Annotated in this window: 19 protein-coding genes, 1 tRNA gene and 1 pseudogene; 6 read left to right on the top strand and 15 right to left on the bottom strand. The window is 73.5% G+C overall.

Features of this window, described 5'->3' with window-relative positions; translation table 11 throughout:
• Positions 1-195 precede the first annotated feature (195 nt).
• Positions 196-1182: pseudogene (locus A8713_RS27580) on the bottom strand (transposase); the annotation flags it as partial.
• 318 nt (positions 1183-1500) lie between these two features.
• Positions 1501-1574 (bottom strand) — tRNA-Pro (locus tag A8713_RS27575).
• 152 nt (positions 1575-1726) lie between these two features.
• Between A8713_RS27575 and A8713_RS27570 the strand changes: the two genes are divergently transcribed.
• Together A8713_RS27570 and A8713_RS27565 are read left to right on the top strand one after the other, a co-directional pair.
• Positions 1727-2434, top strand: a complete 708-nt coding sequence (locus A8713_RS27570) for a transketolase (protein ID WP_064536387.1) — start codon at positions 1727-1729, stop codon at positions 2432-2434.
• 120 nt (positions 2435-2554) lie between these two features.
• Positions 2555-3469: a transketolase family protein gene (locus tag A8713_RS27565; protein WP_064536386.1), complete on the top strand. Its 915-nt coding sequence runs from the start codon at positions 2555-2557 to the stop codon at positions 3467-3469.
• Between the two features lie 13 nt (positions 3470-3482).
• On the opposite strand, the gene A8713_RS27560 is transcribed toward A8713_RS27565, so the two are convergent.
• The 11 genes from A8713_RS27560 to A8713_RS27510 all read right to left on the bottom strand — a co-directional run bounded on the left by A8713_RS27560 (position 3483) and on the right by A8713_RS27510 (position 14418).
• Positions 3483-4952 (bottom strand): MFS transporter, encoded by a 1470-nt coding sequence (locus A8713_RS27560; RefSeq protein ID WP_443069751.1) that lies wholly within the window; start codon positions 4950-4952, stop codon positions 3483-3485.
• Between the two features lie 266 nt (positions 4953-5218).
• Positions 5219-5578 carry an MmcQ/YjbR family DNA-binding protein gene (locus A8713_RS27555; RefSeq protein ID WP_064536385.1) on the bottom strand — a complete coding sequence of 120 codons (360 nt, stop codon included), beginning with the start codon at positions 5576-5578 and terminating at the stop codon, positions 5219-5221.
• Between the two features lie 201 nt (positions 5579-5779).
• On the bottom strand, positions 5780-6682 hold the full coding sequence (locus A8713_RS27550; protein ID WP_064536384.1) for a LysR family transcriptional regulator: 903 nt from the start codon (positions 6680-6682) through the stop codon (positions 5780-5782).
• 45 nt (positions 6683-6727) lie between these two features.
• Positions 6728-7921, bottom strand: coding sequence for a glycine C-acetyltransferase (locus A8713_RS27545; protein WP_064536383.1), 1194 nt, complete (start codon positions 7919-7921; stop codon positions 6728-6730).
• Between the two features lie 109 nt (positions 7922-8030).
• On the bottom strand, positions 8031-9059 hold the full coding sequence (tdh, locus tag A8713_RS27540) for an L-threonine 3-dehydrogenase (RefSeq protein WP_064536382.1): 1029 nt from the start codon (positions 9057-9059) through the stop codon (positions 8031-8033).
• Between the two features lie 209 nt (positions 9060-9268).
• Positions 9269-9943, bottom strand: coding sequence for a GAF domain-containing protein (locus A8713_RS27535; RefSeq protein WP_064536381.1), 675 nt, complete (start codon positions 9941-9943; stop codon positions 9269-9271).
• Between the two features lie 105 nt (positions 9944-10048).
• Complete coding sequence (locus A8713_RS27530; RefSeq protein ID WP_237305462.1) at positions 10049-10747, bottom strand: GTP-binding protein; 699 nt, start codon at positions 10745-10747, stop codon at positions 10049-10051.
• Positions 10725-11102 carry a DUF742 domain-containing protein gene (locus A8713_RS27525; protein WP_064536380.1) on the bottom strand — a complete coding sequence of 126 codons (378 nt, stop codon included), beginning with the start codon at positions 11100-11102 and terminating at the stop codon, positions 10725-10727. The genes A8713_RS27530 and A8713_RS27525 overlap by 23 nt, the downstream gene beginning before the upstream one ends.
• Complete coding sequence (locus tag A8713_RS27520) at positions 11099-11533, bottom strand: roadblock/LC7 domain-containing protein (protein WP_018566784.1); 435 nt, start codon at positions 11531-11533, stop codon at positions 11099-11101. Before A8713_RS27520 ends, A8713_RS27525 begins: the two co-directional genes overlap by 4 nt.
• 119 nt (positions 11534-11652) lie before the next feature.
• Positions 11653-13596, bottom strand: a complete 1944-nt coding sequence (locus tag A8713_RS27515) for a sensor histidine kinase (protein WP_064536379.1) — start codon at positions 13594-13596, stop codon at positions 11653-11655.
• A gap of 288 nt (positions 13597-13884) precedes the next feature.
• Positions 13885-14418, bottom strand: a complete 534-nt coding sequence (locus A8713_RS27510; RefSeq protein WP_064536378.1) for a MarR family winged helix-turn-helix transcriptional regulator — start codon at positions 14416-14418, stop codon at positions 13885-13887.
• Positions 14419-14465: 47 nt separating this feature from the next.
• Here A8713_RS27510 and A8713_RS27505 point away from each other — a divergent pair, with 47 nt between their 5' ends.
• From A8713_RS27505 to A8713_RS27490, 4 genes are all read left to right on the top strand, one after another.
• A complete protein-coding gene (locus tag A8713_RS27505) occupies positions 14466-15731 on the top strand; it encodes an ABC transporter substrate-binding protein (RefSeq protein WP_064536377.1) in 1266 nt (421 codons plus the stop codon).
• 119 nt (positions 15732-15850) lie between these two features.
• Entirely contained in the window at positions 15851-17278 is a 1428-nt protein-coding gene (locus tag A8713_RS27500) for an APC family permease (protein WP_064536376.1), read from the top strand.
• 96 nt (positions 17279-17374) lie between these two features.
• Entirely contained in the window at positions 17375-18397 is a 1023-nt protein-coding gene (locus tag A8713_RS27495; protein WP_064536375.1) for an acetamidase/formamidase family protein, read from the top strand.
• Between the two features lie 210 nt (positions 18398-18607).
• Positions 18608-20131, top strand: a complete 1524-nt coding sequence (locus A8713_RS27490) for a chitinase (protein WP_064536374.1) — start codon at positions 18608-18610, stop codon at positions 20129-20131.
• 84 nt (positions 20132-20215) lie between these two features.
• On the opposite strand, the gene A8713_RS27485 is transcribed toward A8713_RS27490, so the two are convergent.
• Together A8713_RS27485 and A8713_RS27480 are read right to left on the bottom strand one after the other, a co-directional pair.
• Positions 20216-20851 carry an FxLYD domain-containing protein gene (locus tag A8713_RS27485; protein ID WP_064536373.1) on the bottom strand — a complete coding sequence of 212 codons (636 nt, stop codon included), beginning with the start codon at positions 20849-20851 and terminating at the stop codon, positions 20216-20218.
• 113 nt (positions 20852-20964) lie between these two features.
• Positions 20965-22011: a TRM11 family SAM-dependent methyltransferase gene (locus A8713_RS27480; protein WP_064536372.1), complete on the bottom strand. Its 1047-nt coding sequence runs from the start codon at positions 22009-22011 to the stop codon at positions 20965-20967.
• Between the last annotated feature and the right edge of the window lie 65 nt (positions 22012-22076).

The raw sequence follows: 22076 nt of genomic DNA, 5'->3' as shown, positions 1-22076 counted from the left end.
CGCGAGGATGAACCAGGCGGTGAAGCCTCCTGCGACGATCAAAGCCCAGCGAGCGCCGGGGAAGCTGGCAACAACGACAGAGCAATGATCGTCACGGCCAGTCCGATGTGGCCGCCGCCGATATCCGTGCCGGACCTGTTGCCGCTTGTCATGAGAGCCCCTGCCGAAGATCACGCTGTCCTGCGTCAGGGCAGATTACTGGGCTCTGCCGATGGTGTCAGTACCGCTCCAGCGACGGGGTTTGGCGCCTTGCTTGTGGTGAGCGGGACGACTGAACGCCTCGCCGGTGGCGCGGACTTTGCCCACGTCATGTCGGGCGGCCGGGCGGCGCTTCTTCGGTCCCTGCGGCCTGCCAGGCCCCGGCCGGGAAGGTTTCGGTGCACCGGCCGGAGACCCGGTCCTCGCCTGCAGGTTCCTGAGCCCTCTGCGGACGCGGGCCGGTGTCAGCCTGTTCGGCTCCGTCGGCTTCTCCCAGGGCCGACGGAGGTCGGTGGCCAGCGGTCGGGCGAGGCGGAACTGGGCATAGGCCGCGATCACCAGCCAGGCCCACCGGTCAGCCGCTTCCGAGCTTCGGAGCCGGGGCTTAGTCCAGCCGAGAGTCTGCTTGAACAGGCGGAATGTGTGCTCGATGTCGAAGCGGCGGAAGAAGGACTGCCAGCAGCGGTCGACGTCCGCTTCGGTGGCGCCGATGCGCGACCACCACAGCCACACCGGCTTGTTGACCCCGCCGCTGGGCAGCTTCTCCACGACCAGGCGGATGGCGGTGCCCTCGATGACGTGCAGCGGCCCGTCGTGGTCGAGCCGCGCGGCCCGGCGGGTCAGCCGCGGGTGCAGCCGGTCCCACGCCTGCGCGCTCGCCTTCCCATAGAGCCGGGTGTCCGTGACCGTCACGGCCTGCTCGGTGCCCCACGAAGTGCGGCCGATCTCCAGCGCGGCCACCACCGAGTACGGCCAGCCAGGCACCATCTGGTGCTTGCCCTCGCCCCGGCCGAACGCGTGGCAAAAGGCTCGGCCGGCACATGTGTTGGCGCCCGGCCGCAGCCACGGCGAGACATCCACGGCCAGCGCGAGCCGATCGTCCGCCGCCCTCGGCGACGGCGCCCCGGCCAGGGCACGACGCGGCCGGGCGACGTCGATCCGGCCCCGGTTGAGTCCGCCATACAGAGCCCCGTGCCCGCGACGGAGCACAGGATCAGACGAAGGCCGCCCAAACGTCCGCCGAACTGCGAAAACGCTGATCAAGTTCGAGCCGCGTTCGCCCCCGGTCGTTAAATGACAAGGTCAGTGTCGGCTACGCCCGAAGACCCACAAGTTTCCGGCCGCTGGTGCCAGGTTCCCCGCACACCTCAGCCTGCTGCAGGCCCACGTTCCCCTCCCGGCGGGATCCTCCTCACCCGCTGGCCTGGGCCCGGTAACGCTCATCCCCGCCTGCCCCGGAGCATGACCGAGGGCCGGTTTCGGATGCCTCCGAAACCGGCCCTGACCTGCGACTGTCTCCAGTCGGGACGACAGGATTTGAACCTGCGACCCCTTGACCCCCAGTCAAGTGCGCTACCAAGCTGCGCCACGTCCCGATGCCCGTCTGACCTGGGGTTTCCCCTGGCGTGACGTGCAGGAAAACCATACCGCACTCGGGTCGGTGGTCGCGCACACCTTTGCCGGGGCGGGCGAGTGGCCGGATGCGGTGCTTGACCTCAAGTTTGGTCGAGGTTGCACGATCGTCGGCATGACGACCACCGACGAACTCGGGCGCACCCACGGGTACGCCGACCTGCCCCGGCTGATGGGGCTCATGACGGGCGACGAGAAGCACGGGCCGGCGGCCACGTCGACGCTCGATGTGCTGTGGGTCCTGTACGACCGGGTCCTGCGGGTGGGACCGGAGCGGCGGGACGCCCCGGAGCGCGACCGGTTCCTGCTCTCCAAGGGGCACGGGCCGATGGCGTACTACGCCGTCCTCGCCGCCAAGGGCTTCCTGCCCGTGGACTGGCTGCCGGGCTTCGGCGCCTACGACTCCCCGCTCGGGCACCATCCGGACCGCACGCTGGTGCCGGGCGTGGAGATCGGCAGCGGGTCGCTGGGGCACGGGCTGCCCCTCGCGGTCGGCACGGCGCTCGGGCTGCGCGCCCAGGGGCTGCGCGAACCCCGGGTGTGGGTGCTGATCGGGGACGCCGAACTGGACGAGGGGAGCAACCACGAGGCGATCGCCTTCGCCGGTCCCGCGGGGCTGGACCGGCTGCACACCGTCGTCGTCGACAACTCCTCCGCCAGCCATGCCCGTCCCGGCGGGATCGCGGCCCGCTTCGAGGCGGCCGGCTGGTCTGCGGCGACCGTCGACGGCCGCGACCACGAGGCGCTGTACGACGCGTTCACCGCGCCGCACCCGGGCCGCCCGCACGTGGTGGTGGCGCGGGTGGAGCCGAAGGACTCCTGAGGGGGCGGCCGGTGCCCGGGGCCGCCTCCTCAGCCCGTCCACCGGCCCGCCATCACCATCACCACCGCCGACCGACCCTGAACATCCCGAACGTCCCGTACGCAGAAGGGCTCGACCTCCATGGACACCATGCGTGACCGTTTCGCTCCCGTCGTCACACGCCTCCTCGACGAGGACCCGCGGGTGGCGGTCGTCCTCGCCGAGATCGGCAAGGACGGCTTCACCGAGGCGCTGCGGCGGCATCCCGACCGGGTGATCAACGTGGGCATCCGCGAGCAGTTGCTCGTCGGCGCCGGTGCCGGCCTCGCGCTGACCGGTATGCGGCCGGTGGTGCACACCTTCGCCAGCTTTCTCGTGGAGCGGCCCTTCGAACAGGTGAAACTGGATCTGGGCCACCAAGGTGTGGGCGCGGTGCTGGTGAGCGCCGCGGCCTCGTTCGACTGGCCGGCCGGCGGGTTCACCCATATGGCGCCCGGTGATGTCGCCCTGCTCGACACCCTCGACGGCTGGACCGTCCAGGTGCCCGGCCATCCGGACGAGGCCGAGACGCTGCTGCGGCACGCGGTCGCCGCCGGGGACGACAAGGTCTACGTGCGGCTGTCCGTGCAGTCGAACGCCCGCGGTCGGGCGGTCGACGGCGAGCACTTCCTGACGGTGCGCGAGGGCCGCCGCGGCGTCGTGGTCGCGGTCGGGCCGCTGCTGGACGCGGTGCTCGACGCGACGGAGGGCCTGGACGTCACCGTGCTGTACGCGACGACCGTACGGCCGTTCGACGCGGACGCCCTGCGCCGTGCCGTCCGGGGCGCCGGGCCGGACGTGGTGCTCGTCGAGCCGTATCTCGCGGACACGTCGACAGCGGCGGCGAACGACGCGCTCTCCGCCGTCCCCCACCGGATCCTGGGCCTCGGGGTGGGCCGGGCCGAGCTGCGGCGTTACGGCACTCTGGAGGAGCACACCGCCGCGCACGGCCTCGACGCGCCGTCCCTGCGGGCGCGGATCTCCGCGTTCCTCGGGGCGGGCACACCGAGCGGGTGAGCGGGGGCGGCGGTCAGTGCTTCGCCGGTCGCGCCCGGCGTATGTGGGGGCCGGGCGGGTCGGCGCGTACGAGGCCGCTGATCGCGGGGACGGCGAGCAGCACGACCGGTACGACGACGCTCGTCGCCGCGGACACCAGCAGCACATGGCCCGCGCCGAGGGCGGAGGCGGCGGGTCCGGCGAGGGCCTGGCCCACGGGCATCATGGCGAGGGAGCCCGCCACGTCGTAGGCGTGGATGCGGTTGAGGACCTCCGAGGGGACCTGGGTCTGGACGCTGGTCGCCCACATCACGCCCCAGAACGCCTGTCCCGCACCGGCGACCGCGGCCCCCGCGGCCATGGCTTCCACGCCGAGGCCCGCGCCGACCGCCGCCGGGAAGCAGCAGAAGGCGAAGAGGGCCACCGCCCCGGCGCGCAGCATCCGGCGCGGGCGCAGTCGCAGCGCGAGGAAGCCGCCGACGACGGTGCCCGCGCCCAAGGCGGAGTTGATCAGACCGTAGGCGCGCGGGCCGTGCTGCTGGACCACCTCGGTGGCCACCAGCGGCACGGTCGGACCCCACACGGCGATCATGTAGAGACACCAGACCGCGATGACTCCCCACAGCCAGGCGCGCGAGCGGAACTCCCGCCAGCCCTCGACCAGGTCGGCCCGGAAGGTGCCCCAGCCGGATCCCTGTGCGGCCGCCGCCGGGCGGCTGCCGGGCGGGAGCGGAGGCAGCCTGAGCAGGAGCAGACACAGCGCGCTGACCGCGTAGGTGGCGGCGTGGGCGGCGAAGACCCCGCCGGGCGAGGCGAAGCCCACGAGGACACCGGCGACGGCCGGGCCCGCGAGCTGGGCGGCGGACTCGGCGATCCGTATCGCGCCGTTGGCGCCCTGGATGTCGGCGGCGAGCCGGGGCACCGTACTGGCGACGCCCGGCTGGAAGACGGCTCCCGCCACGCCGTTGGCGAGCCCGATGACACAGATCTCCCAGAGCACCACGTGCCCCGAGTAGAAGAGGACCGCGGCGAGGGACTGGGTGCCGAGCCGCACCAGATCCGCGCCGATCATCAGCTTGCGGGTGCTGAAGCGGTCGGCGATGACGCCGCCGAAGACCACGAGTCCGGCGAAGGCGGCGGCCGTCGAGGCCATGGCGAGACCCACCGCGCCCGCGCCGTAGCCGTGTTGCAGCAGTCCGGCGGCGAGCGCCACGGGCAGCATGGTGTCGCCCAGCCGGGCGACGGCCCGCGCGACGAAGAACAGCGCGAAGTCCCGTGACCAGACCGGCCGCGCCCCGCGCCCGTCCGACGCGGCGGCGTTCAGCGCGCCGCCGGCCGGCACGGCACCGGCCGGCACGGCACCGGCCGGCACACCGGCCGCACCGACACCCCCGGCCACGGCCCCGGGGCCGGGTCCGGGTCCGGCCCCAGGTCCGGCTCCGGCCTCGCTCCCGGCACCCGCGACGCTGTCCTGCGGTGACGGCTGTGATGACGTCCCGGTCATCCGTTCGACGCTCCCCTCCCTGGCATGTCCCGTCCCCGTGCCCCCGTGCCCCGATCCCCCGGCCCCCGGGCCCTCAGGCCCGTACGGTCCGCCCGCCGGTCCGGTCCTCCGCCCTCGCCCCGGCCGAAAACCCGCTTGCGCCCCGCACCTCCGGATCATGCCATGGCCCACCGACAACGCCCTCGGGATTTTCCGGGAGGCGATCCACAAGAACTGGACCCTCAAGAACTGGACCCTCGGGAACTGGGCCTTCGGGAAAGGCAACTTCAGGGAGCAGCGGGCAGGCCCAGCTCCGGGTGGGCCTCCAGCAGGCGGCCCGGGGCGGCCTGGCGCCAGGAGTCGGCGAGGATGTCGCGCAGCTCGGCCTCGTCCTCCAGCGCTGCCAGCCGCACCCTCACCCAGGCGAACTGCGCCTCGTGACCGGCGATCCAGAACTTCCCCGGTTCGGCCAGGACCAGTTCGGCGCGCTCCTCCTTGGGACAGCGCACGGCGACGGAGGTCTCCTCCTCCGGCAGCGTGGCGAACATCTTGCCCGCGACCCGGAACGTGGGCATGCTCCAGGCCGTCTTCTCCGTCGTGTCCGGCAGGGACAGGGCGATACGGCGTACGTCTTCTGCATCCGGCATGTCCCGCACGCTAGCCGCACCCACTGACAGCCGCCCGCCGCCCCCGGCGCGTCACCCCGCACGGCCCGGCACCGCACTCATCCCGCACGGCCCCGCACCGCACGACCCACGCCTCTCCACATTGCCCCCCGCCCCCGGGCGCGGTCGGCCCGCTCAGCCCTCGCCCCGCCCGGTCCCGCCCGGTTCCGCCCGGTCCCGCCCTCAGGAGCGCGCCGCCGCGTCCAGCGCGTCCAGCACCGGCCGGATCAGCGGGTGTTCCTCCGCCCCACGGCGTACCGCGGCGAAGACGCGCCGGGTGGGCGCGACCCCGTCGACCGGGCGCACGACCACGCCCGTGAGGTCCATGCCGCGCAGCGCGGAGCGCGGGACGAGGGCCACGCCCGCGTCGGCGGCGGCGAGGGCCACGACCGCGCGGAAGTCATCGGACGAGTGTTCGATACGCGGCGCGAACCCGGCGTTCTCGCAGGCCAGCACGGACACGTCATGGCAGGGGTTGCCCGGGTACGGGCTGATCCACGCGTCCTTGGCCAGCTCGGCGAGCGGGACCTCGGAGGCGTCCGCCACCCGGTGGGCGACCGGGACCACCACGTCGAAGGGCTCGGCGTAGAGCGGGACGTGGGTCAGGCGCGGATCGTCGGCGGACGGCGCGCCCCGGTACTCGACGGCGACGGCGACGTCCACCTGCCGGTCCAGCACCATCGGCAGGCTGGCGTCGCCCTCGGCGTCGTGGACGCGGATGCGGATGCCGGGCGCCGACGCGGCCAGCCGGACGAGTGCCGGGGCGACCACCTCGGCGATGCCGGTGGCGAAGGCGGCCACGGTGACCGTGCCGGCCTCCCCCGAACCGTAGGCCGCCAGCTCCGCCTCCGCGCGCTCCAGCTGGGCGAGGACCGCGTTGGTGTGGCTGAGCAGGATCTCACCGGCCGGGGTCAGCCGTACGCCCTTGGCGCCGCGTTCCACGAGCCGGTGGCCCGTCTCCTGCTCCAGCGCGGTGAGCTGCTGGGAGACCGCCGAGGGGGTGAGGTAGAGCGCGGCGGCCGCGGCCGTCACCGTACGGTGGTCGGCCACTGCCCGGAGGATGTGCAGCCGCCGCGCTTCGATCATGGAACCGATTATCTCAGGAGTGCGGGACGGGTGTGTCCCCGCAGGTCAGCCGTCCAGCTCGGTACGGGCGGCGACGAAGGCGTCGACCGCGCGGTTGACGTCGGCGGTCGAGTGCGCGGCGGACAGTTGCACGCGGATGCGCGCCTGCCCCTGCGGCACCACCGGGTAGGAGAAGCCGATCACGTACACACCGCGCTCCAGCAGCAGTTCCGCCATCCGGGCCGCCTTCGCGGCGTCGCCGATCATCACCGGGGCGATGGCGTGGTCGCCGGGCAGCACGTCGAAGCCCGCCTCGGTCATCCGTGAGCGGAACAGCTTGGTGTTCTCGGCCAGCCGGACGCGCAGGTCGTCGGCCGACTCCAGCAGGTCGAGGACCTTCAGGGAGGCCGCCGCGATCACCGGGGCGAGGGTGTTGGAGAACAGGTAGGGCCGGGAGCGCTGGCGCAGCAGGGCGACGATCTCGGCGCGGGCGGCGACATAGCCGCCGGAGGCGCCGCCGAGCGCCTTGCCGAGGGTGCCGGTGATGATGTCGACGCGGTCCATGACGCCGTGCAGCTCGGGGGTGCCGCGCCCGCCGGGGCCGACGAAGCCGACGGCGTGCGAGTCGTCCACCATGACCATGGCGTCGTAGCGGTCGGCGAGGTCGCAGATCTCCGCCAGGGGTGCCACGTAGCCGTCCATGGAGAAGACGCCGTCGGTGACGATCAGCCTGCGGCGGGCGTCGCCTGCGGCCTTGAGCTGCGCCTCCAGATCGGCCATGTCGCGGTTGGCGTAGCGCAGGCGGCGGGCCTTGGACAGGCGGATGCCGTCGATGATGGAGGCGTGGTTGAGGGCGTCGGAGATCACCGCGTCCTCCGCGCCGAGCAGGGTCTCGAAGACACCGCCGTTGGCGTCGAAGCAGGAGGAGTACAGGATCGTGTCCTCCTGGCCGAGGAAGCCCGACAGCCGGGCCTCCAGCTCCTTGTGCACCTCCTGGGTGCCGCAGATGAAGCGCACGGACGCCATGCCGTAGCCCCAGCGGTCCAGTGCCTGGTGGGCGGCGGCCACGACCTCGGGGTGGTCGGCGAGGCCCAGGTAGTTGTTGGCGCAGAAGTTGAGCACCTCGCCGGGCCGGCCGCCCGCGGTGACCTCGACGGTCGCGGACTGCGGGGTGCCGATGACCCGCTCGGGCTTGTGCAGACCGGCGGCACGGATCTCGTCGAGGGTGGCGCGCAGGTCGTCACGCACGGAGTCGAACATGGAAAAGCTCCTCGGATGCTTGCCTGAAGGCGAAGGACTGCCCGCTCCGAAGGCGCAGGACCGGCAGGACGGCCTGCGCCGACGCGAAGGGCGCGGTGGCGGGTGCGGGTTACGCGGTCCAGTCCAGGATGACCTTGCCGCCCCGGCCGCCGGCCGCCTCGTCGAAGGCGGCCTCGAAGTCGGTGCAGGCGTACCGGCCGGTGATCACCGGGGCGAGGTCGAGGCCGCCCTCCAGCAGCACCGACATGGCGTACCAGGTCTCGAACATCTCGCGGCCGTAGATGCCCTTGACGGTGATCATCGAGGTGACGATCCGGGCCCAGTCGACCGGGAACTCCTGGGCGGGCAGGCCGAGCATGGCGATCCGGCCGCCGTGCGTCATGTTGGCGATCATGTCGCGCATCGCCTCGGGCCGCCCGGACATCTCCAGGCCGATGTCGAAGCCCTCGCGCAGGCCGAGCACGCGCTGCCCCTCGGCGATGGTGGCGCCGCCGACGTTGAGGGCGAGACTGACCCCTATCTTGCGGGCGAGTTCGAGACGCTCCTCGCTGACGTCGGTGATGACGACGTTGCGGGCGCCCGCGTGCTTGGCGACGGCCGCCGCCATCAGGCCGATCGGCCCGGCGCCGGTGATCAGCACGTCCTCGCCGACCAGCGGGAAGGACAGCGCGGTGTGCACGGCGTTGCCGAACGGGTCGAAGATCGCGGCGATGTCGAGGTCGACGGGGACGCGGTGCACCCACACGTTCCCGGCGGGCAGGGCGACGTACTCGGCGAACGCGCCGTCGCGGCCCACCCCCAGGCCGACCGTGGCGCGGCACAGATGGCGGCGCCCGGCCAGGCAGTTGCGGCACTTGCCGCACACGAGGTGGCCCTCGCCGCTGACCCGGTCGCCGGTCTTGATCTCGGTGACGTCGCGGCCGGTGGCGACGACCTCGCCGACGAACTCGTGGCCGATCGTGAGCGGGGTGCGGATCGCCTGCTGTGCCCAGCCGTCCCACGCCCGGATGTGCAGATCGGTCCCGCAGATGCCGGTCCGCAGGACCTTGATCAGTACGTCACCGGGTCCGACGGCGGGCTCGGGCACGTCCGTGAGCCAGAGCCCCGGCTCCGCCTTCTGCTTGACCAGCGCCTTCACGCTACGGCTCCTGTGGGTCGAGCCCGGTCCGGGTCCGGCGCACGCCGGAGGGACCCGCATCCGGGACGAGGGGGTGGAATCACCTGGCAATCTGCCGTACGCGGGGTGCGCCGGTCCATCGAGGATTTCTTAACCACGGCCACAGCTTTCCTTCACGCCGTCCGGAAGACGGCCCGCGACACGGCCGTGCCCCCGGGTCCCGGGCCGGTTCAGCCCGGCGGCGGACCGTCCGGGCGCCCCGGGGCGTCCGGGTCGTCCGGGGCGTCCGGGCTCCGCTCGGCCTCGCGGCGCCGCAGCCGCCCGCTCAGTTCGGCCGCCGCCGCCTTGATGGTGTCCAGCCCCTCCCGGCCCCACGGCCGCGGCTCGACGTCGACGACGCACACCGTGCCCAGCACCATGCCCGCGCTGTCCACCAGCGGCGCGCCGAGGTAGGAGCGGATGCCGAACTCGTCGACCACCGCGTTGCCCGCGAACCGCGGGTAGTCGCGGACGTCCTCCAGCACCAGCGCCTTGCCGCGCACCAGCACGTGCGGGCAGAAGCCCTGGTCGCGCGTCAGGCGGCGGCCCAGTTCCCGGTACGCTCCCGCTCCGGCCGCCGGGTCGCCGGGGCGCGGCGGGCCGTGCGGTGCCGGGGCGTCCACGTCCAGCACGTCCCGGGACGGCCGGTGCAGTCCGGCGAAGAACTGCCCGTGCTCACCGGGGAAGTTGACCATGGCGTACGGCGCCCGGGTGCGTCCGGCGAGCCGGTCGGCGAAGGCGTCGAGGGCCGGTTCGGCGCGCTCGCCCAGGCCCAGCCGGCGCAGCCGCCGGGCACGGGCGGGTGCCTCCCGGTCCTCGGGAGTGAGCAGCAGCCGACCGGCCGGGCGCGGCGGGTCGTAGGTCATCGCCGGGCTCCGGCGTCGTGGGCGTGTGTCATGGACGGGCTCCGTGGCGGGTTCGGGGCAGGGCTCCGTGGCGGGTTCGGGACAGCGGCGAGGTCGGGCGGGTGGTCACAGGTGGGCGCCGTGGCTGGGCTCCGGTGCGGACGCGTGGGCGATGAGGTGCCGTACGAGGGTCAGCAGGGTCTGGACGCCCGAGCTGGAGATACGGGCGTCGCAGCGCACCACGGGGATCTCCTCGGCGAGGTCGAGCGCGGAGCGGATGTCGTCCAGGCGGTAGCGGTGGGCGCCGTCGAACTCGTTGACGGCGACGATGAAGGCGAGGCCGCGCTGCTCGAAGAAGTCGACGGCGGCGAAGCACTCCCCCAGGCGGCGGGTGTCGGCGAGGATGACCGCGCCGAGGGCGCCCTCCGACAGCTCGTCCCACATGAACCAGAACCGCTCCTGTCCGGGGGTGCCGAACAGGTACAGGACGTGCTCCGCGTCCAGGGTGATCCGGCCGAAGTCCATCGCGACGGTCGTCTCGACCTTGTTCTCGATGCCGTCGAGGCTGTCGGTGTCAGCGCCGGCCGTGGTGAGCAGTTCCTCCGTGCTGAGCGGCGCGATCTCGCTCACCGCGCCGACGAAGGTCGTCTTGCCCACGCCGAACCCGCCCGCCACCAGGATCTTCAGCGCGGTGGGGAAGGGGTCGGCGGGGCCGTCGTCGCAGGCGGGAGGCGTCGGGGGGCCCGTGTACGGGTGGTGGGTCGCCGTGCCGCCGTCGTGGCCCGCGGGGCCGTCGCCGTGGTCAGAGCTGTCGTCGTAGTCCATCGAGCACTGCCTCCAGTAGGGCCCGGTCGGTGGGAAGGTGGGGGGTGACGGGCGGTTTGGTGGTCAGGGCGCCGCAGTCGACGAGATCGGCCAGCAGCACCTTGGCCACCGCCGCGGGCAGCCTCAGGTGCGCGGCCACCTCGGCCACCGAGACCGGGGCCAGGCACAGGTCGAGTGCCTCGCCGTGCTCGGGTCCGAGGTACCCGAGCGGCGTCACCCCGGTCGCCATCACCTGGGACATCAGGTCGAAGGCGATGGTGGGCCGGGTGCGGCCGTTGCTGACCGTGAAAGGGCGCACCAGCCGCCCGGCCGCGTCGTCGAGCCAGGGCCCGTCGCCGGTCACCGCCGCGCTCAAGGCCGCAGCGCCGGGGGTTCGGCGGTGTGCTGCCGGGGCGCGGTCACGAGGTACGGGCGGACGCTCTTGACCAGCATCGCCATCTCGTAGCCGAGCACCGCCGCGTCGGCCTCGCGGCCCGCGAGCACGGCGAGACAGGTGCCGGAACCCGCGGTGCTGACGAACAGCAGGGTCGAGTCGAGTTCGACGACGACCTGCCGCACGTCGCCGCCGTCGCCGAAGCGGATACCGGCGCTGCGGCCGAGGGAGTACAGGCCGGAGGCCAGCGCGGCCATGTGGTCGGCGCTGTCGGGGTCGAGGCCGTGCACGGACTTCACCAGTCCGTCGCAGGACAGCAGGACCGCGCTGGTCGTGTGCGGTACGCGCTGCACGAGGCCGCTCATCAGCCAGTCGAGGTCGGAAACATGGCCGGTCGGCGCATCGCTCGCCATGGTGGATCGACTCCTTGGGGTACGAAGGTCCGGGGGCGCGCCGCAGGTGGGGGCGCAGGCGGGGGGACGAGTGGGGGTCGGGACGGAGGTGTGCGGGTGGGCGGGGGCGGTCGTGCGGGTCATCCGGCGGGCGCGCTCCCGTCGTGGTGCGCGGCCTCGGCCGGCTCCGGGGACGCGTCCTGGCGCTGGCGGCCCTCGGCGAGCCCGATCCCGCGCTGGAAGGCGGCCATCAGACCGGGATCGTGGCCCACGGTGTCGTCGCTGTCCTGGCGGGGCGCGGGGCCGCCGCGCAGCTGGGGCGCGATGTGCTGCTGGGCGCGGCGCCGGGGCAGGCTGGGCGGCTCCATGACGCCGCGCACCACGTCGACGCGCGGTACGGGCAGGACACCGGCGTTCGCCGCCACGGCGGCCCGGTCGTGCGGCCGGATGCCGGGGGCGGCCTCCGCCGGGTTCGCCCGGCCGTGCCGGTCACCGCGTCGCGGCAGGGGCGCGGGCTCCTGGTGGTGGGAGGGCACGGCCGGTTCGGCGTACGGCCCGGCGGCAGCGTGGGTGCCGTCCCCGGCCGGTCCGGGACCCCCGCCCGCGGCGGGCTCGGCGGCCACGGCAGGCAGAGCGGGTACGCCGCCGTCGCGCGCCGGGGCCTGCGGGTGGGCGCCGGGGGTGTCGGGGGCGCCGAGGGTGTCGGGGGCGCCGGGGGTTCCGCAGCCGGCAGAGGTGGCGGGGGCGGCAGGGACGCCGTCCCTCGCCGAGTCCTGGGTACCGGCGCAGGGGGCGGTACCGACCGCACCGGCTCCCCCGGCCCGCGCTCCCGACCCCGCTCCGGACCGGGCCCCGGTGCCGGACCCGATGCCCGGCTCGGGTCCGAGCAGGGCCTGCGGCACCACGAGCACCGCCTGCACGCCGCCGTAGATGTTGGTCTGCAACCGGACGTCGATGCCGTGCCGCTTGGCCAGTTGGGAGACGACGAACAGCCCGATGCGACCGTCCGCGAGCAGTCCGGCCACGTCGGCCTGGTCCGGGTCGGCGAGCAGGGTGTTCATCCGGACCTGTTCGCCGACCGGCATGCCGAGGCCCCGGTCCTCCACCTCCACGGCCAGTCCCGAGGTCACCAGGCCCGCGCGCAGCAGCACTTGGGTGTTCGGGGCGGAGAACACCGTGGCGTTCTCGACGAGTTCGGCCAGCAGATGGATGACGTCGGCGACGGCGTGGCCGCGCAGCCGGCCGTCGACGGGCGGGACGAGCTTCACCCGCGAGTACTGCTCGACCTCCGCGATGGCCGAGCGCAGCACCTCGGTCATGGAGACGGGGTGGCTCCACTGGCGCCGGGAGACGGCGCCGCCGAGGACGGCGAGGTTCTCGGCGTGGCGGCGGATGCGGGTGGCGAGGTGGTCGACGTGGAAGAGGCCCTTGAGCAGGTCGGGGTCCTCGATCTCGTTCTCCAGCTCGTCGAGGATGGAGATCTCGCGGTGCACCAGGGACTGGAGGCGCCGGGCGAGGTTGAGGAAGACCTCCAGCTTCTGCTCGCTGCCGTCGCGGCCGGAGAGCCGGGCGGCCCGCACGACGGCGTCGACCGCCCCCTCGTGGGCGCGGGCCAGGTCGGCGGCGAGCAGCTCGAACCCGTCGGCGTCGCCGGGGGCGCCGCCGGGCGGAGTGCGCGGGGGCAGGGTCTCGCCGTGCCGCAACGCCTCGACGAGCGCGCTCAGTTCGGCCTCGCGGTGCGCGGTGCCGCGGCGCAGCGCGTCCAGCCGCTCGTGCACGGAGGCGGCCGCGCGCCCGGCGGCGACGGCGCCGGTCACGATGCCCGCGGCCGTGACCGCCAGCGCGCCCGCGAGCACCGCCCACAGGGCGAGGCCGGGGCGGGCGCCGGTGGAGCGCACCGTGAAGAGCACGGCCGCGCCCGCGCCGAGCGCCACCGCGAGGGGCGGCAGCACGGCCAGCCGCAGCAGTTGGGGCCGTATGCGGGTCTCGGGCAGCGAGGGGACGGTGCGGGCCACCGGCCGCCCGTGCCGTCCGCCGCCCTCGCGGTGATCTGCGCGGGCGGCCGGTGCGCGGAGGTGAGACATCTGTTCCTCGTACTGGGTCCGGGCCTGTGCGCTCGCGCGGGAGACGCGAGCGGGCATACGCCATCGCTGTGCCGGACGGCCGGGCCCTGGAGAGCGCCGCTACGTCGTCCGGTGGACACTCACAGTAGTCACCAAGGCATCATGTGCGATGAGCAGTCGCCAAAATCCCCCGCCGAGCGTCCCGCTCTGGTATGAGGCGTCGTACGGCCGACCGAAAAAACGTCCGCGCAGAATGAACGTCCGCGCCGGAAACGTCCGCGTCGGGACCGACGGCACGGGCGGCCGGTGTCAGGCGCGGGCGCCGGGGTCCGCCGCGAGATGGGCCACCAGGGCGCCGAGGCCGTCCGCGCCACCGGTGCCCGCCGCGGCGCGCAGCGCCGACTCGTGGGCGGCGGCGAGTGCGTCGAGCCGGGTGAGCCGGTCCCGGCCGCGCCGGGAGAGGTGGACGCGGATGCTGCGCCGGTCGGTGTCGGACTGCCTGCGGTAGACCCAGCCGTCGTCGGCGAGCGCGTCCACCAGGCGGGTCAGGGAGGCGTGCGGGATGAGCAGTCCGTGCGACAGCTCGCCCATGGGGCGGCCCGCGTCGTCGGCGAGGGCGCGCAGGACGCGCCACTGGTCGACGGTGCACTGCTCCTCGTCGAGCACGGCGGCCAGCCCCTGCACGAGCCGCCGCTGGGCGAGGGTGAGGATCTCCACGAGCGGGGGCCCGCCGGTGCGGGCGGCCAGGAGGCCGTGCGGCGCCGGGAGGCCCGGCGCGGTCGCCGCCGCGGGGGCCGGGGGCGGTGCGGTGTCTGCGACGGGGTCCGGCCGTACGCTCCCCACGCGCACTCACCTCCTCCGTCCGCCGCTTCCTGGAGCATACTCGCGGCGTGGACTACGGCGTGAACCTCCAGGCGCGGCTGATCGAGCCGCTCGACGCGCTGTACGCGCCGGGTGACGCGGCGGCGTTCCGGCTCTGCCTGGTGGTGCCGCAGTCCGGGGCGCTGGGCCTGATCGGGCCGTCCGCGCTGGACGCGGCCGTGCTGGCGGCGCACGAGATCAACGCGGCGGGCGGGATCGCGGCCGGGCCCGGGGGCCTTGGGACGGCGGCGCGGGCGCGGCGGGCCGAGGGGCCGGCGGATGCCCGGCCCGCCGGGTCAGGACGGGGCGCCCGCCGGGGGCGGGTCCGTGCCGATCCGTGTGCAGAACACCGGATGGACCTGGTGGACGGCGGCCGGGCCCCGGCCGCGGTCGCCGCGCAGGTGGCGGGACTGGTCGGCGCGGGGGCGGTGGACGCGGTGGCCGGCTTCCACTCCAGCGATGTCCATCGCGCCGTCGAGGCGGTGGTGAGCGGCCGGGTGCCGTATGTCTTCACCCCGCCGCACGAGGGAGGCGCCAGGCTGCCGGGCGTGGCCTGCACCGGCGTCGGCCCCGGGGAGCAACTGACCGAAGCTATAGGGTTTCTGACCGAACGTCACCAGGTGCGCCGCTGGGCGCTGGTGGGCAACGACTACATCTGGCCGCGGGCCGTGCACCGGGCCGCCCGTGACGCCGCGGCCGGGTGCCACGCGCGGGTGGTGCTGGAGCACCGGGTGCCGCTGGGGCAGGTGGACCGGGCGCTGGGGCGCCTGGTGGAGGAGCTGCGCGCGCACCGGGTCCAGGCGGTCCTGGTGAGTCTGATCGGGCGGGATCTGGTGGCGTTCAACCGGGGGCTGCGGCACAGCGGTCTCGACCGCCGGCTGGTGCGGCTGTCCGGGGCGCTGGAGGAGAACGGCCTGCTGGCCTGCGGCGGCGACGACACCGGCGGCCTGTACTCCTGCATGGACTCCTTCGCCTCGCTGGCCGACGACCGCGCGCTCGCCCTGACCGAGCGGCACCGCGCCCTGCTCGGCCCGACTGCTCCGGTGCTGGACTCCTACGCGCGCGGCCTCTACGACGGCGTGCACCTGGTCGCCGCGCTCGCCGCGGGCCGCGCCCTGCGGGCGGACGCCGCTCTGCCCGCGGCCGTACGGCGTCTGCTGGCCGCGCGGGGGCCGGGCCCGCGCGAGGCGTGGCGCGCGGCGCCGCAGGGACCGCCACGGGCCGCCCTGCATCTGGCCCGCGCGGACGGCCCCGACCTGCGCGTGGTGACCTCGTTCCGCCCCGGGGGCCCCTGACCCGTCTCCCGCGGTGCCGGGGTTCCATCACCTGACTCCGCCGAGATACTTCCATCTGGAAATAACTGGCCGTACGCTCTCCCCGCGACGCGCGGGCACCCCGCAGTGAGGAGAACCTGATGTCCGAACCACCGGCTTCCGGCACGCTGGAGAGCTACGGCTACCGGCAGGAACTGCACCGCTCGCTGGGCTTCAAGGACCTGCTCGTCTACGGCCTGGTCTTCATGGTGCCCATCGCACCCTTCGGGATCTTCGGCAGCGTCTTCCAGAGCTCGGGCGGCATGGTCGCCCTGACCTACGCGGTCGGCATGGTGGCGATGATGTTCACGGCCCTGTCGTACGCGCAGATGGCGAAGGCGTTCCCGATGTCCGGCTCGGTCTACGCCTACGCGGGCCGCGGGATCGCCGCCCCGGTCGGCTTCCTCTCCGGCTGGATGATCCTCCTCGACTACGTCCTGGTGCCCGGCCTGCTGTACCTGATCGCCGGGATCGCCATGAACTCGCTGGTCCCGGCCGTCCCCGTGTGGCTGTGGCTGACAGGCTTCGTGCTGCTCAACACCGCGGTCAACTACACCGGCATCCGGATGACCGCGCGGGTCAACAAGCTGATGCTGCTCGCCGAACTCGTGGTGCTGGCCGTCTTCCTGGTGATCGGTGTGATCGCCCTGGCCCAGGGCAAGGGCCGGGGCTTCGACTTCACGGCGGTCTACAACGGGCACACCTTCTCCTGGTCGCTGGTCTTCGGGGCCGTCTCCGTTGCCGTGCTGAGCTTCCTCGGCTTCGACGGCATCTCGACGCTCGCCGAGGAGAACAAGGACTCGGCCCGCGCCATCGGCCGTTCGATGGTGGCGGCGCTGGTGCTGGCGGGCGCCCTGTTCATCGTCCAGACCTGGCTGGCGTCGCTGCTGGTGCCCGCACCGGACCGGCTGCTCACCGAGGGCGATCCCGGCGGCACCGCCTTCTACGACGCGGCCCGGGTCGCCTCCGGCGAGTGGCTGGCCACGCTGACCGCCGCCGCCACCGCGGTGGCCTGGGGCTTCGCCAACTCGCTGGTGGCGCAGGCCGCGACCTCGCGCCTGCTGTACGCGATGGCCCGGGACCGCCAACTGCCCGCGTTCCTGGCCAAGGTGCACCCGCGCCACCGGGTGCCGGTGAACGCGACCCTGCTCACGGCCGCCGTCTCGCTGGCGCTGGGCCTCTACATGAACTCCCGCGACGACGGGGTGACCCTGCTCAGCAGCCTGGTCAACTTCGGTGCCCTGACGACGTTCCTGGTGCTGCACGTGTCCGTGGTCGTGCACTATCTGGTCCGGCGGCGCAGCCGCGACTTCTGGCGGCATCTGATCGCACCCGCGATCGGCTTCGCGATCCTGGCGTACGTGGTGGTGAACGCCGACATCGCGGCGCAGCGGCTGGGGTTCGTGTGGCTCGGCATCGGCGTCGTGGTCCTGGCCGGGCTGCTGCTGACCGGCCGGCGGCCCGACCTGGCGGCCGTGCAGCACGCGGAGAGCACGGACGATCCGGTGGCCCCGCCGCCCGGCGGGTAGTCCTCCCCCCGGGTGCCGCCGCACGCGGCACCCTGTCCCTCGCCCGCCCCACCCGCGTTCGCATCCGCGATCCGGCACCCAGGAGGAACCTCCCGCATGAACACTTCCGCCCCGGTGATCAACGTCCCCTCGGACCCCGCCCGTTACGCCTACGCCTTCGGCGGCGGGTCGCCCGTGGTGACGGTGGAGCCCGGCAGCATCGTGGAGCTGACCACCGAGGACTGCTTCGGCGGCCGGGTGCGCGGACCGGCCGATCTGCCCAGCCGGGTCTGCTCGTTCCCGTACCTGAACCCGGTCACCGGTCCGATCGCGGTGGCCGGAGCCGAGCGCGGCGACACGCTCGCCGTGCACTTCGTGGACATCGCGCCGGCCCGCGACTGGGGCGTGTCCAGTACGTTCCCGCACTTCGGCGCGCTGACGGCGACACACGCCACGGCCATGCTGCACCCCGCGCTGGAGGAGCGGGTGTGGGTCTACGCCATCGACACGAAGGCCGGCACCTGCCGGTTCGAGGCGACCCGCGGCGACTTCGCGGTGGAGCTGCCGCTCGACCCGATGCACGGCACGGTGGGGGTGGCCCCGGCGGCGGGCGAACGGCTGATGTCGATCTCCCCGGGGGTGCACGGCGGCAACATGGACACGCCCGAGCTGCGGGCCGGGACCACCGTCTACTTCGGCGTCAACGTCGAGGGCGCGATGCTGGCCGTCGGCGACGGCCATGCCCGGCAGGGCGAGGGCGAGGTGTGCGGTACTGCGGTGGAGACGGCGATGAACACGGTGGTGGCCGTGGATCTCGTCAAGGGCGGCGCGCCCGCCGTGCCGCGGCTGGAGAACGACGGGTTCCTGCTGAGCACCGGGCACGCCCGGCCGCTGGAGGACGCCTTCCGCATCAGCCAGCGCGACCTGGTGCAGTGGACGTCCGAGCTGCTCGGGCTCGATCAACTCGACGCGTACCAACTGGTGAGCCAGGCGGGTCTGGCGCCCGCGGCGAACGTCTGCGACACCCTGTACACGATGGTCGCCAAGCTGCCCAAGCGGGTGCTGGGCGCGGCCCGCGCCTATGAGGGCGTCCACGACCGGCTGCGGGATCTCGGCGCGGCCTACCTGAGCGGTCGCTGAGCCCAGAGGGGCGAAAGAGGCCCCCGGGTGGTCCAGTCGGCCGCCGCGGGCCCTGTGCAGGCGAATGAGTTTCCGGACCGGCGAATTGGTCTAGTCCCTTTTTGGTCCAGACCATTGACCCACCTGGTCGGCGGGCGCTATCCCATACGCATCAACTTCTCTACCCCGTACGGGATCCGGCGAACTCCCCCTCCTCACACCGGGACTGACATGAGACTCAGGCGTTCCTTCCGCGCGGTCCTCACCGCGGCCGTCACCACGGCGGCCTCGGTGGGCCTCGCCCTGGCGGGCACCGGCACGGCGCAGGCGGCCACACCGCTGCCCGCGCACGTCTTCGCGCCCTACTTCGAGGCCTGGACCGGCGAGAGCCCCGCCGCGCTGGCCGCCCAGTCGGGTGCCAAGCACCTGACGATGGCGTTCCTCCAGACCGCGTCCAAGGGCTCGTGCACGCCGTACTGGAACGGCGACACCGGCATGCCGATCTCCCAGTCGACCTTCGGCAGCGACATCAAGACCATCCAGAACAACGGCGGGGACGTCATCCCCTCGTTCGGCGGCTACACGGCCGACACCACGGGCACCGAGATCGCCGACAGCTGCACCGACGTCCAGCAGATCGCCGCCGCGTACGAGAAGGTCATCACGACCTACGACATCTCGCGGCTCGACATGGACATCGAGGCCGACTCGATCGACAACTCGGCCGGCATCGACCGCCGCAACAAGGCGATCAAGCTGGTCCAGGACTGGGCGGCGGCCAACGGCCGCACGGTGGAGTTCTCCTACACCCTGCCGACCACCACGCACGGCCTCGCCGACAACGGCGTCCAGCTGCTGCAGAACGCGGTCAGCAACGGCACCCGGATCGACGTCGTCAACCTGATGACGTTCGACTACTACGACAACCAGTCCCACGACATGGCGAAGGACACCCAGACCGCCGCCCAGGGCCTGGTCAACACGCTCGGCCAGCTCTACCCGAACAAGACCTCCGCGCAGCTGTGGGGCATGGTCGGCGTCACCGAGATGCCCGGCGTCGACGACTTCGGACCGGCCGAGACCTTCACCCTGGCCAACGCCACCTCGGTCTACAACTGGGCCGTCTCCAAGGGCATCAACACGCTGTCCTTCTGGGCGCTCCAGCGCGACAACGGCGGTTGTGCGGGCGGCGGCGCCGCCGACAACTGCTCCGGCATCCAGCAGAACACCTGGGACTTCTCCCACATCTTCGAGCCGTTCACCAGCGGCAGCACCGCTCCGTCCAACGACTTCTCCCTGGCGCTCGGCGCGGCCTCCGGCACCGTGACGGCGGGCCAGTCCGCCACCACCACGGTGAAGACGGCCGTGACCAAGGGCGACGCGCAGACGGTGAACCTCAGCGTCAGCGGTGCCCCGGCGGGCGTCACCGCCTCGGTCAGCCCCACCTCGGTCACCGCGGGCGGCTCCGCGACCCTCTCCCTCGCCACCACCTCGGCGGCGGTCTCGGGCACCTACAACATCACCGTCACCGGTTCGAGCGCCTCCGGCAGCCACTCGGCGACGTACGCCCTGACCATCACCGGCGGCAACGGCAACCAGTGCACCGCCGCCCCGTGGGCCAAGGGCACCGTCTACACCGGCGGCCAGCAGGTTTCCTACAAGGGCCACAACTGGAAGGCCAAGTGGTGGACGACGGGCGAGGAGCCCGGCACCACCGGTGAGTGGGGCGTCTGGCAGGACCTCGGCGCCTGCTGACCCGCCCCCGCACGGCTGAACGGCCCGGAGTCCGCCCCCCGTGGGCGCGGACTCCGGGCCGCTCGTCCGTGTCCGGCGGCCGGCTCAGTACCGCTGGGCCTTCGCCAGCCGGGCCGTCAGCTTCTTGTCGGCCGACTGCCGGCTGAACGCGATCGGCTGCGCCTTCTTCCCCGGTTCGAGGTCCTGCGCTCCGACGTACCGAGTCTCGGCCACCTTGCCGTCGGCGTCGGCGAAGTCGACCTGGACGGCGTACGACGCCTTGCGGTCGGTCTTGTTGGTGATGGTCACCAGGACGGCGAGCACCCCGCCGGTCCGGTCCCGGGGCACCCCGGTCATCCCGACCTCACCCACGGCGTTGCCCCTGCCCCGCACGCCCTTCAGCGCCTTCTCGGCCGCCGCGGCGGAGCGGGCGGTGTCCGCCGACACCGACGCCTCGAACTCGGAGGCGCGCGCCTGGAGGGAGGACGCCGCCGCCGAGGCCGACGCCCGCGCGGAGGACACGGCCGCCGAGGCCGACGAGGCCAGCGCGGACGGCAGGGTCCCGGCGGAGAAGGAGCCCGTCTCGGGTGCGCTCGGCGTCCGGGTGGCGGATCCGCCGCCCCGGTCGTTGCCGCCGCCGCATCCGGTCAGCGTGCCGGCCGCCAGGGCGCAGAGGAGTGCGGCCGCCGCGAGGGCGGTGGGGCGCGGCCCGGAAGGGCCCGCGCGACGCGGGAGAGGCATCGGCCCGTCCTTAGGGGTGGGGAACCTTGACCTCATCGTCGGCGCGGTCCGCGCGGCGCGCGACCCGGCCGCCGCCGCCCCGGTGACGCGCCCCTCCCCCGGCCGGGGAAGCGCTAGTTCTTGCGGGCCACGATGATGTCCCGGTTGATCGCCTGGTCCACGCGGTGCTCGAAGCCCCGGTACGCCGCGGAGTCGCGGACGGTGAAGCCGTGGGCCTCCAGGATCTCGGCCAGCTGCTCCCGGCCCGCCACATGGGTGTTCCAGGAGATGCCGAGGGCGCCGCCGGGCCGCAGCAGCGGCTGCCAGACCGGGACGGCGGCGGCCAGCAGGTCCACCGGGCTGCGGGAGAGCCGTCCGGCGTTCCCGCCGCCGTGCGGGCGGCTGCCGTGCTGCACGCCGTACGGCGCGTCGGTGACGATCAGGTCGAACTCGCCGCGCCGGAAGAAGTCGCCGCCGCGGAGGGTGTCCGCGTTGACGACGGTCACGTCGATGGTGCTGCCCTCGCGGTACAGCTCCTTGGAGGCGCCGAGGGCGACCTGGAGCCGCCGCCCCAGGGTCGCCTTCTGCCGCCGTACGGTGCCGGTCTCGGCGCGGTGCTTGAGGCGGCTGTTCTTCAGCCAGGTGCGGAAGAACGCGGAGTAGGCGTCGAAGTCCTTGGGGTCGATCTCGATCCCCGAGGCGTCCATGCCGTACATGACGGCCTGGTTGAGGGTGGTGCCCCGGCCGCACATCGGGTCGAGCAGGCGCAGGTCGCCCGTCAGCAGCCGGGCGGGCTCGTCGGAGGCCAGCGCGGTCACGTTCAGCAGGAGCCGGGTGAAGTCCTCGTTGGTCTTGCCCGCGTACTTCTGGATGGTGAGCAGGTCGCTCTCGAACAGGTCGAGGGGCTGCCTGGCGACCGGCCGCAGCAGGTCGCTCTCGACGGCGAAGAGGGCGTACAGCGACGACAGGTTCGACAGCAGCCTGATCTCGGTGCCGGACAGCTCCGCGGCGCTGAACGTGACGTAGGGGACCCCGCCGATCTCGGTGATCCCGGCGTCCTGGACACCGCCGTCGATCACGGTCTCGCCGAACGCCTCCAGTTCCGCCAGCGCCAGCGCGGGCGCCGACCGGGCGTACACGCGGTTGTGCGAGGGCGAGACGAGAAACCCGTACCTGCTCATGTGTTGCGGATCCTGCTTTCCAGGGGCTTCCGGCGGCGGCCGCGGTGGTGCTGGTGCCCGGGGCG

The organism is Streptomyces sp. SAT1 (assembly GCF_001654495.1).
GTDB lineage: Bacteria > Actinomycetota > Actinomycetes > Streptomycetales > Streptomycetaceae > Streptomyces > Streptomyces andamanensis.
This window is presented reverse-complemented; position numbering and strand designations above follow the sequence as displayed.

Coding starts and splice junctions, on each gene's coding strand:
- A8713_RS27520 (WP_018566784.1), bottom strand. CDS start 11,533: ATGGCGAGCGATGCGCCGACCGGCCATGTTTCCGACCTCGACTGGCTG.
- A8713_RS27490 (WP_064536374.1), top strand. CDS start 18,608: ATGAGACTCAGGCGTTCCTTCCGCGCGGTCCTCACCGCGGCCGTCACC.
- A8713_RS27560 (WP_443069751.1), bottom strand. CDS start 4,952: ATGACCGGGACGTCATCACAGCCGTCACCGCAGGACAGCGTCGCGGGT.
- A8713_RS27515 (WP_064536379.1), bottom strand. CDS start 13,596: ATGTCTCACCTCCGCGCACCGGCCGCCCGCGCAGATCACCGCGAGGGC.
- A8713_RS27545 (WP_064536383.1), bottom strand. CDS start 7,921: ATGTTCGACTCCGTGCGTGACGACCTGCGCGCCACCCTCGACGAGATC.
- A8713_RS27555 (WP_064536385.1), bottom strand. CDS start 5,578: ATGCCGGATGCAGAAGACGTACGCCGTATCGCCCTGTCCCTGCCGGAC.
- A8713_RS27535 (WP_064536381.1), bottom strand. CDS start 9,943: ATGACCTACGACCCGCCGCGCCCGGCCGGTCGGCTGCTGCTCACTCCC.
- A8713_RS27565 (WP_064536386.1), top strand. CDS start 2,555: ATGGACACCATGCGTGACCGTTTCGCTCCCGTCGTCACACGCCTCCTC.
- A8713_RS27500 (WP_064536376.1), top strand. CDS start 15,851: ATGTCCGAACCACCGGCTTCCGGCACGCTGGAGAGCTACGGCTACCGG.
- A8713_RS27550 (WP_064536384.1), bottom strand. CDS start 6,682: ATGATCGAAGCGCGGCGGCTGCACATCCTCCGGGCAGTGGCCGACCAC.
- A8713_RS27485 (WP_064536373.1), bottom strand. CDS start 20,851: ATGCCTCTCCCGCGTCGCGCGGGCCCTTCCGGGCCGCGCCCCACCGCC.
- A8713_RS27480 (WP_064536372.1), bottom strand. CDS start 22,011: ATGAGCAGGTACGGGTTTCTCGTCTCGCCCTCGCACAACCGCGTGTAC.
- A8713_RS27570 (WP_064536387.1), top strand. CDS start 1,727: ATGACGACCACCGACGAACTCGGGCGCACCCACGGGTACGCCGACCTG.
- A8713_RS27495 (WP_064536375.1), top strand. CDS start 17,375: ATGAACACTTCCGCCCCGGTGATCAACGTCCCCTCGGACCCCGCCCGT.
- A8713_RS27530 (WP_237305462.1), bottom strand. CDS start 10,747: ATGGACTACGACGACAGCTCTGACCACGGCGACGGCCCCGCGGGCCAC.